General features: G+C 36.5%; 1 protein-coding gene. It reads left to right on the top strand.

Translation table 11 applies throughout. The features are described 5' to 3' along the window. Positions 1 to 241, top strand: a 241-nt coding sequence (locus tag AOA60_RS33660; RefSeq protein WP_143522599.1) for an MFS transporter, incomplete at both ends; no start/stop codon positions are given.

Raw genomic sequence — 241 nt, 5'->3', positions numbered from 1 at the left:
TAAACCAGTATAGTGTTTTATGGACAGTAAATGGAGCAATGATTGTTTTTGGTCAGCCAATAATACGCTTTTTTATTAAGAGGTGGGTTCATTCTTTAAAGGCTCAGATTTACGTTGGTGTTGGGGTCTTTACAATAGCTTATTTTATTTTAAGCCAGGCAGAAGTTTTTACTGCGTTCCTAGCTGCTATGATAGTACTGACAATTGGTGAAATGTTTGTTTGGCCTGCAATTCCTACGAT

Origin of the sequence: Pseudomonas sp. 2822-17, assembly GCF_002742485.1 — a bacterium.
Lineage (GTDB): Bacteria > Pseudomonadota > Gammaproteobacteria > Pseudomonadales > Pseudomonadaceae > Aquipseudomonas > Aquipseudomonas cyclaminis.
Note: the sequence above shows the minus strand (reverse complement) of the source record. Positions and strands in the feature narration are given on the sequence as shown.